10 protein-coding genes are annotated in these 12875 nt (G+C 68.0%); 3 read left to right on the top strand and 7 right to left on the bottom strand.

The annotated features are described in order from the left end of the window. Positions 1-26: 26 nt before the first annotated feature. The 3 genes from AQ610_RS10610 to AQ610_RS10600 form a co-directional block, all read right to left on the bottom strand. Complete coding sequence (locus AQ610_RS10610) at positions 27-1799, bottom strand: AMP-binding protein (protein WP_006026567.1); 1773 nt, start codon at positions 1797-1799, stop codon at positions 27-29. Positions 1800-1983: 184 nt separating this feature from the next. Further along, positions 1984-2940: a TetR/AcrR family transcriptional regulator gene (locus tag AQ610_RS10605; RefSeq protein WP_006026568.1), complete on the bottom strand. Its 957-nt coding sequence runs from the start codon at positions 2938-2940 to the stop codon at positions 1984-1986. A 216-nt stretch (positions 2941-3156) separates the two neighbouring features. Beyond that, entirely contained in the window at positions 3157-4383 is a 1227-nt protein-coding gene (locus AQ610_RS10600) for an MFS transporter (protein WP_006026569.1), read from the bottom strand. Between the two features lie 374 nt (positions 4384-4757). On the opposite strand from AQ610_RS10600, the gene AQ610_RS10595 reads away from it, so the two are divergent. The 3 genes from AQ610_RS10595 to AQ610_RS10585 all read left to right on the top strand — a co-directional run bounded on the left by AQ610_RS10595 (position 4758) and on the right by AQ610_RS10585 (position 7836). Next, on the top strand, positions 4758-5312 hold the full coding sequence (locus tag AQ610_RS10595) for a GNAT family N-acetyltransferase (protein ID WP_006026570.1): 555 nt from the start codon (positions 4758-4760) through the stop codon (positions 5310-5312). A gap of 138 nt (positions 5313-5450) precedes the next feature. Further along, complete coding sequence (locus AQ610_RS10590; RefSeq protein WP_006026571.1) at positions 5451-6077, top strand: ParB-like protein; 627 nt, start codon at positions 5451-5453, stop codon at positions 6075-6077. A 46-nt stretch (positions 6078-6123) separates the two neighbouring features. Continuing rightward, positions 6124-7836 carry a SulP family inorganic anion transporter gene (locus tag AQ610_RS10585; protein ID WP_009912573.1) on the top strand — a complete coding sequence of 571 codons (1713 nt, stop codon included), beginning with the start codon at positions 6124-6126 and terminating at the stop codon, positions 7834-7836. A 125-nt stretch (positions 7837-7961) separates the two neighbouring features. Here AQ610_RS10585 and AQ610_RS10580 read toward each other — a convergent pair whose 3' ends face one another. The 4 genes from AQ610_RS10580 to AQ610_RS10570 all read right to left on the bottom strand — a co-directional run bounded on the left by AQ610_RS10580 (position 7962) and on the right by AQ610_RS10570 (position 12369). After that, positions 7962-9551: a zinc-binding metallopeptidase family protein gene (locus AQ610_RS10580; protein WP_006026573.1), complete on the bottom strand. Its 1590-nt coding sequence runs from the start codon at positions 9549-9551 to the stop codon at positions 7962-7964. A 116-nt stretch (positions 9552-9667) separates the two neighbouring features. Next, on the bottom strand, positions 9668-11149 hold the full coding sequence (locus tag AQ610_RS10575) for an alkaline phosphatase family protein (protein WP_043282584.1): 1482 nt from the start codon (positions 11147-11149) through the stop codon (positions 9668-9670). After that, positions 11107-11523: a hypothetical protein gene (locus AQ610_RS36800; protein WP_162486739.1), complete on the bottom strand. Its 417-nt coding sequence runs from the start codon at positions 11521-11523 to the stop codon at positions 11107-11109. Before AQ610_RS36800 ends, AQ610_RS10575 begins: the two co-directional genes overlap by 43 nt. A 12-nt stretch (positions 11524-11535) precedes the next feature. Beyond that, entirely contained in the window at positions 11536-12369 is an 834-nt protein-coding gene (locus AQ610_RS10570) for a response regulator transcription factor (RefSeq protein WP_043282585.1), read from the bottom strand. Positions 12370-12875 lie beyond the last annotated feature (506 nt).

Here is a 12875-nt window from a genome sequence, read left to right as displayed (position 1 = left end):
TGAGGGGCTTTCGCGGTCCGCCCGGATCAGTGCTTCGCCGACGGATCGGCAGGCGCGTTCGCGAGCTTCGCGAGTTCCTCGTCGCGCAGCGCGCGGCGCAGGATCTTGCCGACGTTGGTCTGCGGCAGCGCGTCGCGGAACTCGACGGCCCTCGGCATCTTGTAGCCCGTCAGGTTCTTCCGGCAGTGCGCGAGCACGTCCTCGACCGTCAGCGACGCATCGCGAGGCACGACGAACACCTTGATGCGCTCGCCATGCACGGGATCGGGAATGCCGATCGCCGCCGCTTCGCGGATGCCCGGATGCGACACGAGCACGTCTTCGATCTCGTTCGGATACACGTTGAAGCCCGACACGAGGATCATGTCCTTCTTGCGGTCGATCAGGCGGATGAAGCCCTGCTCGTCCATCACGCCGATGTCGCCCGTCGCGAGCCAGCCGTCGGCGTCGATCACCTTCGCGGTCTCGTCGGGGCGCTGCCAGTAGCCGCGCATCACCTGCGGGCCGTGCACGCACAGCTCGCCCGGCTCGCCGACGTTCGCCCATGCGCCGTCCTCCTTGCGAAAGCGCACGATCGTCGAAGGCGCGGGCAGCCCGATCGAGCCGCTGAACGCGCGCTTCTCGTTCGCGTCGTATGGGTTCATCGTGACGATCGGCGAGCACTCGGTGAGCCCGTAGCCTTCGACGATCGGGCAGCCGGTCACCTGCTCGAAGCGCTCGGCGACCGCGCGCTGCATCGCCATGCCGCCCGCCATCGCGAGCTTGAGCTTCGAGAAGTCGCGCTTGCGGAATTCCTCGTTGTCGAGGAACGCGTTGTAGAGCGTGTTGATGCCGGTGATGCCCGTGAAGGTCTCGTGACGCAGGATCTTCATCATCATCTTCGTGTCGCGCGGGTTCGCGATCAGGATGTTGCGCCCGCCGAGGCCGAGGAAGATGAACGCGTTCACCGTCAGCGAATAGATGTGATAGAGCGGCAGCGGCGTGAGCACCGTCTCGACGTCGCCCGTCAGTTGATCCTCGATCCACGTCTTCGCCTGCAGCAGGTTCGCGATCAGGTTGCCGTGCGTGAGCATCGCGCCTTTCGCGACGCCTGTCGTGCCGCCCGTGTATTGCAGGAACGCGAGATCATCGCGCTTGATCGCAACGGGCGCGGGCGCCTTCCTCGCGCCGGCCGCGAGCGCCGCGCGCAGGCGCACGGCCTGGGGCAGCCGATACGCCGGCACGAGCTTCTTCACGTGCTTGAGCACGAAGTTGATCAGCCGGCCTTTCGGATTGAGGCCGTCGGCGAGCAGATCGCCGAGCGCGGTCACGACGACGTGCTTGATCTGCGTCTCGGGCAGCGCGTCCTGCAGCGTCTTCGCGAAGTTCTCGAACACGACGATCGTCTGCGCGCCGCTGTCCTTCAGTTGATGCGCAAGCTCGCGCACCGTGTAGAGCGGATTCACGTTGACGACGATCGCGCCCGTCTTCAGCGTGCCGAACAGCGTGACCGGATACTGGAACGTGTTCGGCAGCATGATCGCGACGCGGTCGCCCGGCTTCACGCCGAGGCTCTGCAGATACGACGCGAACGCGGCCGCCTTGTGCGCGAGCGCCGCATAGGTCATCCGCGCGCCCGCGCTGATGAAGGCGATGCGCTGCGCATAGCGCGTCGTGCATTCGTCGAAGTACTGAGCAAGCGATTCGTACTGCGTGACGTCGATGTCGTGCGGCACGCCTTTCGGGTACGACGCGTACCAGATGCCGTCGGTGTTCGGCGCTTGCGTGTGGGCGTGGGCGGGCGCAACGGGGGCGGTCATCGCTTGTCTCCTGAATCGTTGGTATGGGCCGGCGCGCGGGCGTCGGCGGCGCGTTGCGCGAACTCGCCGCGCGATGCGCGTGCCGGGGTGGGCGCCGAAAAGGCGGGCGCCGGGTCGCGATATGTCAGCGCCGCCCCGTGCAGTCGCGCACCGCGCGGCCGGCGTTCGCGGTGCGCGAGCCTTCTCAGGTCGCGTGCGTCTCGTGCGCGGCCGCGCCGACCGGCTCGGCCGCGAACGCCTCGGTGCGGGGTGACGCCGGCGCCGCGGGGGCCGCCGGCATCGGCGCGGCGGACGCCGGCGCGACCGGAGCCGGCGGCGCGGCGCTTGGCGCGAGCGCCGACACGGCGGCGGCCGGCACGAGTGCGGGCGCTGCGGACGGCGCGGCGGCGGGCGCGGGCGCAAGCGGTCCGGCAGGCTGCATCGTCGCGCTGGCCGAGGCCGCCGCGCCGTCGAGCACCGATGCGAAGATCGCGAGCTGCGTCGCGTCGGGCATCGGCGCGTTCAGCGCCGCGACGATCAGCGCGGACAGCCGCGCGATCATCTGCACGTCGTTCATCGTGCGGCCTTGCGTGAATTCGTCGATGAGGCTCTCCGTCTCCGCGCCCGCGAGCGCGCCGGACAGCGCGCCGATCGCGTAGTGCAGCCGCCAGCCGAGCTCCGCGCGCGGCAGGTTCGGCAGCGCGCGCTGGAATGCGTCGAAGAAGCGGCCGGCGACGGTTGCGTAGTGCGCGGTCAGGAAGTTGCGCACGAACGCCGACGGATCGGTGTACGCGCGGCCGATGAGCCTCAGGAACGCGCGGCCGCCGCGCTGCGGATCGCGCGACGCCTGCAGCGCCGGAATGAACATCGCGCCCAGCACGTGCTCGCAGGTGACGTGCGGGCCGAGTTGCGCGTCGAACCGATCGAGGATGCGCAGGCGCTCCTCGTTCAGTTGATCGAGGCGTCGCGACAGCATCGCGTGGATGAGCGCTTCCTTGCTGCCGAAGTGATAGTTGACCGCGGCGAGATTCACCGCGGCGCGCGATGTGATTTGCCGCATCGACATCGCTTCGAAGCCATGCTCGATGAAAAGATCTTCGGCCGCATCCAGGATGCGCGCCTTCGTCCCGCCGGATTGCCGGCTGGCTTGTCGAACTGCCATGTTCCGCCTCCCTTGCCGGTTTCCCGGTACGCGAACAAGCGATTCAAATCTGTAATTGAAACAGCCGTTTTCATTAAGATAAAAAGCGGCGCGGGGCGGCGGCAAGCGTTCTTTATGGACAAAATCCTCTAGAGCATACAGTGCGATGCAGCATGAACGGTGCGCCGCGCGCAGCGCGACGCGCGCTTGCGCGATGGTGCGCCGCCGCGCGCGAGGTCATCCGGTCGTCGAGCCCATCGCGGCCGTTTGCGTCATGTCGATCCCGCGTCGTTCGCGGCTGAACACAATTAAAACGCAGATGACGACGGCGACGATGCCCGCGACCGTCGCGAGCGCCATGCTGTAGTCGTTGCCGTGATCGACCGCGAGCTGCGCCTGCATCGTCGCGTTGCCCGACGCGAGCAGATTGCCGAGCTGATAGACGAAGCCGGGGAACGTCGCGCGAATCTCGTCCGGCGAGATCTCGTTCAGGTGCACGGGGATCACGCCCCATGCGCCCTGCACCGAGATCTGCATCAGGAACGCGCCCGCGGCGAGCGCGAGCGTGCCCGCCGAGAACGCCCACAGCGGCAGCACGGGCAGCGCGATCAGCGCGGCGATGAAGATCGCGCGGCGGCGGCCGATGCGTTCGGACAACCAGCCGAACGTGAGGCCGCCCACGATCGCGCCGATGTTCAGCACGATCGTGATCCATGACACCGTATGCGGATCGAAGTGATGCTGCTCGCGCAGGAAGGTCGGGTAGAGATCCTGCGTGCCGTGCGAGAAGAAGTTGAACGCGGTCATCAGCACCACCGCGTAGATCGACAGCTTCCAGTTCTGCTTGAGCGTCGCGACGAGGCTCGGGCGCGCGCGCTTTTCCATTTGCCGCCACGCGGGCGACTCGGGCACTTTCGCGCGCACGTACAGCACGAGCAGCGCGGGCAGCACGCCGATCATGAACATCCCGCGCCAGCCGATGTACTGGTAGAAGAGGCCGAAGACGACCGACGCGAGCAGATAGCCGCTCGGATAACCCGCCTGCAGCAGGCCCGACACGGCGCCGCGCGCGCGCGGCGGAATCGTCTCCATCGTCAGCGCGGAGCCGACGCCCCATTCGCCGCCCATCGCGACGCCGAACAGCGTGCGCAGCGCGAGCAGCGCGGCGAGGCTCGGCGCGAAACCGGACGCGAGCTCGAGCAGCGAGTAGCACGCGATGTTGATCATCAGCGTCGGCCGGCGGCCGAAGTGGTCGGCGAGGCGGCCGAAGATCAGCGCGCCGATCGGGCGCGCGGCGAGCGTCAGCGTGATCGCGAACGCGACGGCGGGAATCTTCGTGTTGAATTCGGCGGCGATGTCTTTCAGCACGAAGACCATCAGGAAGAAATCGAATGCGTCGAGCGTCCAGCCGAGGTAGGCGGCGATCGTGACGTTGCGTTGTTCCCGGGTCCAGCTTATGGCCATGACGCAGTCTCCTCGAGAGGGAAGCGCCGTCGTGCCCCGCACCGCCCGGCTGGCGCGGCGCGCGGGCGGTAACGCGAGTGTACGCCGCTCGCCGCGCGCGTGAAGGCCCCGAGCGGGCCGATCCGGATTTATCCCTATGAAATGGATTGTTGCGCGTCCCGCAATCGCAGGGCGCTGCGATGCGCGTGCGCCGCGCGCCGCATGCGAGTCGCGCGATACCGGGGCGAAGTCGCACGCGCATCGAGCGGATCGCACGCGACTCGGCGGGACTCAACGGGATTCGACAGGACAGGATTCGCACCGGTTTTCGCGATGCGGCAAGCGGTGCTAAGGTAGCGCCGTTTTCCTTCTTTCATGTGCTTACAGGTTGACGGATGGATCCGGATACGCAAGCTCACCCGGCGCTGCCGACACTCGAAACCGACCGCCTGTGGCTGCGTCCGCGCGTGCTCGCCGATCTCGACGCATGCCTCGCGATGGATCGCGATCTGGACGTGACGCGCCACATCGCCGGCCCGTGGGACGACCCCGTCGAGCACCGCCGCTTCGTCGAGCATCGGATCACGTGCGCGTATCCGCCGGGGCTCGGCTACTGGTCGATCTTCGAGAAGGCGCAGCCCGCCCGGTTCGTCGGCTGGATGCTGCTGATCCCCGACTACGTCGAAGGCGGCCGCGACATCGAGATCGGCTGGCGGCTCGTGCGCGCCTCATGGGGGCGCGGGATCGCGAGCGAAGCTGCGCGGCGCGTCGTCCGGCATGCGTTCGAGACGGTCAGGCTGCCGCGCGTCGTCGCGGACATCGCCGCGGCCAACGGCGCGTCGCTGAACGTCGCGCGCAAGCTCGGGATGCGGCGCGTCGGCATCGTGCGGGACGGCATCCCGTACGTTCGCCACCGGCTCGAGCGCGCGGATCTGGCCGCACGCGGCTGAGCGCGCGGGCGGAAGGCGCGCACCGCCGGCCGCGCAGCGTGCGGCAGTGCGCTTTGCGCAAACTTCGAGGGCAACGCGGTATTAACGCGAACGCCGATCCCATGTATCGTTGCCGACATCCTATTCGGGAGCCCCATCATGACGATCGGCCAGGACGTGCATCTCATTCCCGCGAAGCTCGATGCGCTGCGCCCGACGCAGATCACGGTCGGCTATCGCGAAGTGAAGGCAAAGCGCAAGCATTGGAAGTCGCTCGGCAAGAAGGCGCGCCGCGCGGCGATCGAGTCGCACTGGTTCCCGGCCGTGCTCGGGCCGGGCGGCGAATACTTCATCACCGATCACCATCATCTCGGGCTCGCGCTCATCGAGGAGGGCGTGACCCAGGTGAAGGCGATGCTGCTGAAGGATCTGTCGTGGCTCGACGAGACGATCTTCTGGCGGATGATGGAGCACAACCAATGGGTGCATCCGTTCGGCGCGAACGGCGCGCGCCACGACTACGCCCGCCTGCCGACGTCGCTCGTCGGCCTGAAGGACGATCCCTACCGCAGCCTCGCGGGCGAGCTGCGCACGGCGGGCGGCTACGCGAAGGACGCGACGCCGTTCAGCGAGTTCCTGTGGGCCGATTTCCTGCGCCCGAAAATCGCGCTGACGCAGATCCGCAAGGATTTCGCGAAGGCGCTCGAAGCGGCGCTCGGCTACGCGCACACGCAGGAGGCGCGCTATCTGCCGGGCTGGTCCGGCGTGATCGCGGCGCCGCGCTGAGCGCCGCGTTCTCGTGTGCACGACGGGCAACGACCACGGAACGCGCATGGACCTCCGCTCGAAGCACATCGACGCGCCGCCGCAGCAGGCCGCGCATTTCGCGCCGCTCGACGAGCCGCCTGCGCCGCGAGGGCGCCGCGCGGCGCTCGACGCGCTCGCGGGGCTGTCGATCGCGGGCCTCCTGATACCCGAGGCGGTCGCATACGCGGGGCTCGCGAACCTGCCGCCGCAGGCGGGGCTCATCGCGCTCGTCGCCGGGCTCGTCGTCTATGCGATCGCGGGCAGCAGCCGCTTCGCGATCGTGTCGGCGACGTCGTCGTCGGCCGTCGTGCTCGCGGCCACCGTGATCTCCGAGGCCGGGCCGGGCGCCGGCACGCAGTTGATGCTCGCCGCGGCGCTCGTCGCGACGACGGGCATCGTGTTCATCCTCGCGGGCGCCGCGCGTCTCGGCGGCATGTCGGATTTCATCGCGCGGCCGGTGCTGCGCGGGTTTACGTTCGGCCTTGCGCTCACGATCGTGATCAAGCAGTTGCCGAAGATGCTCGACGTGCCGATCCGTCACGGCGACACGCTGCGCGTCGCGCTCGACCTGGTGCTCGGGATACCGAACTCCAACGTTCACAGCGCGGCGCTTGGCGCGACGGCGCTTGCGATCCTGTTCGCGCTCGGCAGGCGCACGCGCGTGCCGGCGACGCTCGTCGTGATCGTGCTCGGGATCGCGGCCGGCTACTGGATCGACTGGCATCGCTACGGCATCGCCGTCGTCGGCACGATCGATCTGGAAAATCTCGCGTTCGGCATGCCGGTGCTCGGCCGCTCCGACTGGATGCAGACGGCCGAGTTCGGCTTCGCGCTGATGCTGATCCTGTACGCGGAATCGTATGGATCGATTCGCAATTTCGCGCTCAAGCACGGCGACACGATTTCGCCGAACCGCGATCTCGTCGCGCTCGGCTGCGCGAATCTCGTATCGGGGCTGCTGCACGGAATGCCCGTCGGCGCCGGCTATTCGGCGACGTCGGCGAACGAGGCGGCGGGCGCGCAGACGCGCATGGCGGGCTTGTTCGCGGCCGCCGTGATCGCGCTGATCGTCTGGCTGCTGCTGCCGCAGCTTGCGCGCATCCCCGAGCCCGTGCTCGCGGCGATCGTGATCTTCGCGGTCAGTCATTCGCTGCACCCCGAAGTGTTCAGGCCGTACTGGAGCTGGCATCGCGACCGGATCGTCGTGATCGCCGCGCTCGCGGCCGTGATCGTGCTCGGCGTGCTGCACGGCCTGCTCGCCGCGATCGGCGTGAGCCTGCTGCTGACGCTGCGACAGTTGTCCGAGCCGAACGTGAGCGTGCTCGGGCGGCTGCGCGAGAGCCACGATTTCGTCGACGTGTCGATGCACGAGGATGCAAAGCCGATTTCCGGCGTGCTGATCGTGCGGCCGGAAGCGCAGCTCTTCTTCGCGAACGCGGAGCGCGTGCTGACCATGACGCGGCATCTCGCGCGCGACGCGCAGCCGCCCGTGCACACGGTGATGCTGAGTCTCGAGGAGTCGCCCGACGTCGACGGCACGACGATCGAAGCGCTGAAGACGTTCGGCGCCGAGTGCGGCGCGCGCGGCTGGCGCCTCGTGCTCGTGCGCCTGAAGCCGAACGTGCTGCGCGTGCTGCAGCGCGCGGCGGACGGGGCGCTGCGGGCGGACGCGCTGTCGGAGTTGAGCGTCGACGAAAGCCTGCAGTCGCTGGCGGCGGGCGAGCTGTCGCGCGCGTGACGTATCGATGTCGAGCCGCTTCGTTTCTCGCATCGTCGATATCGGCGGCTGCCGGGTTCGCCCGCGGTCGTGCAGCTCGGTTTGCGCCACCGCGCCGGGGAGGCGGGGTGCGCGCGGCGCGCGCGTCACGGCGTCGCTGCGCGCATCGCCGGCTGCACCGCGCGCAGCGCGGCGAACGGCACCCGCGACAGATCGAGCAGCGCCTGCGCCGTCGCCGCGATTTCGCGACGCAGGCGCGCATAGTCGATCTTGTCCGCCGTCGTCACGCCGTAGTTGAGCAGATACGTGGGGCCCGTGATCAGATTGATCGTCGGCACGCGCGCGCGGCCCCAGAAGTACTGCCCCTCGCCGGGCCAGACCGCGTCGTCCGCGCTGCCGTCTCCGTTCGGATTCAGCGGCGGCATCGCGAATGCGGGCGCCGCGTTTGCGCGGCGCACGAGTGCGTCGGCCGCATCGACGAGCGCCGGCACGGACGGCATGAAGAGCGCGGTCGGCTCCGCGCGGCCCGTCGGCGCGAGCGCGCCGTGCGCGTTCGGCAGCCATTCCTGCGCGCCGAGATGCTCGATCGTCACGATGCACGCGATGCGCGCGAGGAGCCCGTCGCGCGCATGTCGCGCGATGAAATCCTCGGCGCCGACACCGCCCGCGAAATGCCCGCTCGACAGCAGGATCATGACCGTGCGCGGCAGCGCCGCGCGGGGCAGGCGGCTCAGGTATTGCGCGATCGCGACGATCGCGTTCGGGCCGTTGTCCTCGATTCCGTTCGGGCCGTCCGTGTGGCTGTTGACGACGGTCAGCTCGTCGCTCATGCCGGGGATGATGCCGATCAGGTTGCGGGTCTGCACGCGCTCGACGCTCGCGTCGAGCGACAGCCGCAGCGTCGCGCGGCGCTCCGCGAGCGAGACGAGCTTCGCGCCCGTCGCACGATCGACGAAGAGGCCGGGCACGCGCCGCAGCCGGCCGTCGTACGGCGCGTACAGATCGGTCGCCTCGGCGCTCGACGTATCGGCGATCATCACGACGCCCGCCGCGCCCGCTGCTTGCAGCCTGTCGAGCATCGCGGTGAGCGTGCCGAGCATGAAGCTCGTGCGGACATAGGGCGCCGACGGCGGAAACGCGTTGTCCGGATCGAACACGCGCAGCGCGCGCTCGTGGAAGAACGCGCCCGATAGCGGCGATGCCGGCCATTCGACGACGGCGATCTTGCCGGCCACGTCCGCATCGGGCATCTGTCCGGCTGAGAGATAGCGGATCGGCGCGACGACGCCGTCGCGGCCGGTGTCGCCGGAATAGGGCAGGTAGCCCGTGACGTCGATGCGTTCGCGCGGCGCGCCGTCGGCGACGTCGAGCCGCCAGTGCCGCGCGGTCCAGCGCGTGAGCGTCGCCGCCTCGGTATGGAGCTGTGGCACGCCGGCTCGCGCGAGGCGGCGGCGCAGCACGTCGATGTAGCGTTCGTGCGCGGGCGAGCCGGTCGATCTCAGGCCGCGGCGATCGAGGTCGATCTGCCATTGCACGAGCTGCGGCGTCGGCAGCAACTGCGACGCGTCCACGTCGACGGCGGCGCGATCGGGCAGCGCGGCGCTCGGCCATGCGCCGCTCGGCGATGCGTCGGGCTCGGAATCCGCATGCGCCGCGTCGAGCGCCGACAGCGCGAGCAACAGCGCGCATCCCGAAGCGCCGAACAAGCGGCGCGTCCATGATTTGAGCTGGGCCATTCGTGTTTCCTCGAGAGCGGTGCGCGGGGCGGTCAGGCGGGGAGCGCCGGCCGAATCCGGTGATACGTTGTCAGGCGCTCGGCAGCGCGGGCGACGCGTTCCGCCGCCCGCGCATTTCAGCGCCGCCGCTTGCGCGGCGGCTGTTGCCGTTGCTGCAACCGCTGCTGCTGCCGCTGGCGATGCTGGCTCCATGCGGCGCTGCGGTCGCGAATGAAGTTCGACAGCTCGGCGGTTGACGCGAGCGGCGCGTCGGCCTCCTCGTAATGGCCTTTCTCGTTGCGCAGCGGCAGCGCCGCGATGCGGGCCGCGTGGATCTTGTCGAGCTTCGACGGCTTCGCCGCATTCGGATGGGACAGGTCCGACACGGGCACGGTCACGCCGGCGAGCGGATCGTCGCTCGCGGCGCGCGGGCTCGCGAGCGTGAGCACGTCGCCGAGCGACGGCGCATCGCGGTCGCGCGCCGTCAGCGGCGTCGTCCCGAAGCGTTCGCTGATCGTCTTCAGCACCGACGTGTGATCGATCGTGCCTGTCGCGCTGCGGAACACGGTGCCCGCCGCGATCAGCGGCGAGACGAGCACCGCGGGCACGCGCACGCCGAAGCGCGTGAAGTCGAAGCCGAATTCGCCGACGGTGCCGTCGCCGGGCGGCGTCGCGCCGGATGGCGGCGCGACATGATCGTAGTTGCCGCCGTGCTCGTCGTACGTGACGATGAAAAGCGTGCCGTTCCAGCCGGGACCGTTGCGCAGCGCGTAGTAGACGTCGTGAATCAACTGCTCGCCCGCGGTGACGTCGTAGTTCGGATGCTGGCTGTTGCCGCTCGCGTCCCAGCTCGGCTCGAGGAACGTGAACGCGGGCAGCGTGCCGTTCGCCGCGCGCGTCTGGAAGTCGCGAAAGTGGCCGAAGTGGCTGTCGTCGGCGTTCTGCGTGTCGGGGAAATCGTGGCGCGTGAGCGGATCGCGGTTGTAACCGAAGATCGCCCAGTCGGCGCCCTGGTCCGACAGCCGCCCGAAGATGCTCGGGCACGTGAAGATCTTCACGTGATCGTCGAGATGGCCCTGCGACGTGCCGGCGAGCGCGAACGCGCGGTTCGGCATCGTCATTGTCGGCGCCGACGCGAACCAGCGGTCGCACACCGCATAGCCTTTCGCGAGCCCGGACAGCACGGGCAGCAGCTCGGGCGTGTACATGCCCATGATCTGCGCGGGCGTCGTGCCGGGCAGCGCGTCCTTGTCGTGCCGCGACTGATCGGTCGCGATCGCCGACTTGAAGCTGACGACGAAGCCCTGATTCGTCGGCACGGCGCCGGGGGCGGGGTTGTCGTCGGAGAACAACTGGTAGTTGGTGTTCTGAAAGCCTTCGCCGGGATCGGCGCCCGGCATCAGATACGGATGCGGATCGGTTGCGCGAATCCGGTAGACGCCGACCGGGCGGCCGAGATCGTCGGGATTCGATTCGCTGCCGGTGAGGCCGTCGAACGGCTGGCCGGTGGGGGAGCGGTTGCCGTCGTCAGCATAGAGAAAGCCGAGCATCTGATCGAACGAACGATTTTCGAGCATCAGATAGACGACATGTTCGATCCTGGAGAGTGGATTCGCCACGAGTGGACTCCGTTCGGGGGCCTCCGGCGTGCATTCGGGCGGTTGCGCATGACGGGGGGCGGTGGGCTTCCCGGCTTGCGCCGGGCCTCGGATTCGTGTGCTGAAAATACGCCGGGCATGTGATCGTTATACGAATGCCGGTGCAGGAGATCAAATGCAATGCGCAGGAAAGGCGATCGAGCGCGCGCCGACCACTCGCGCGCGGCGGGCCGCAACGCCGTCGCCGCATGGCTGCGGTACGCCGCCTCGAACAGCGTCGTGCTCAGCGCCATCGCGGCCAGCACGTGATCTACCGGCTGTTCCGATTGACCGTGGCGCAGGCGACGGCCATCGCCATCAGAAGCAGCAGCAATGCACGACATCCTGCTGCCCATGCCGCGTATTGCTTATGCATCGCGGTGATGCTCATCAGATGTGGCGCGCGCATCGACTGCGTTGCGCTGGCGCCGCCAGTCGGATGGCGTGATGCCGAAGCGTTCGCGAAAGGCCGTCGCGAAATTGCCCGGCGTGGAAAAGCCGATTTCCTCGGCAATATCGCCGATTCCCATCGACGTCTCCGCGAGAAAGTGCATCGCGGCGCGCAGGCGCGTGTCGCGCAGATACTCGAACACGGTCTGGCCGAGATGGTCGCGGAACACGCGCGACAGGCGCTTTTCGTGCGTGCCGACCTGCCGGGCGAGATCCTCGAGCGCGGGCGGATAGCGCAGGTCGCGCAGCAGGACCTCGCTCGCCGCGCGCACCAGCGCGGCGTCGGGATGGTCGGGAAGCTCGGGCAGATGCGCAAAGGGCTGGCTGCGGCGCGCGCGCTTCAGGTGATTGCGGATTCGTGCAATCACTTCAGCCGGTTCGAACGGCTTGACGATGTAGTCGATCGCGCCGGTTTCGAGCCCCGCGATGCGGTCCTCGAGATCGCCCGCGGCGGTCAGGATGATCACGGGTATCGACTGCGTGGACGGCGTCGACGCCAGCAGCCTGCACGCGGCGAAACCGTCCATGCGCGGCATGCGGACATCCATCAGGATCAGGTCGGGAGAGATCGCCTGCGCACGGTGATAGGCCTGCAGGCCGTCGAACGCGACGCTGATCCGGCACCGCGCGGCACGCAGGATCTCGGTCAGGAGCCGCAGGTCGTTCGGGCGATCGTCGGCGACAAGAATATGTGCGCCAACGAGATCCGGCGTGGTGCGAAGCGACACCGGACTGGACGAGCGGGATGACATGGTTGCGAACGCGTGGGGGGGATGGCCTGTTGGACAGAAAGCATCGCAATGTGCACGATTGTTGCGAAAAATTATATGCCGACAACAGCGCCGTTTGTGTGGATTCCGTGCGACCGGTGGGGGCATGGCGGACGGGATATGGCTGCGTCATCGCGGCAGGTGGCCGGGCGACGGAAAAGAGGTGGAAAAATCTGCCGGATGGCGCTTTGATCTTCGGTCGTTATTCCCGGTTAATTCGCGAAAACTCGAATTGGCATGGACGACGAATTCACGCGTACGGCATCTGAGTGCCATATGAAATTTGATGTTGATCGAATGGGGGCAATTCATTGCCCATCTGATTGAGATTTTTGGGTGGGCGGCCAAAATTTTCTTCATGTTTAAATAAAATATTCAGCCGGATCGTATGAATGTAAATGTCGTCCGCTCTGGAAAATATTTTTTCCGCTCTGGAAAAGGTTTGTTTGGACGAATGCCTGCACACTAGGCCAGGTGAGGTTGGAATC

Source organism: Burkholderia humptydooensis, from assembly GCF_001513745.1.
Taxonomy (GTDB): Bacteria; Pseudomonadota; Gammaproteobacteria; order Burkholderiales; family Burkholderiaceae; genus Burkholderia; species Burkholderia humptydooensis.
Note: the sequence above shows the minus strand (reverse complement) of the source record. Positions and strands in the feature narration are given on the sequence as shown.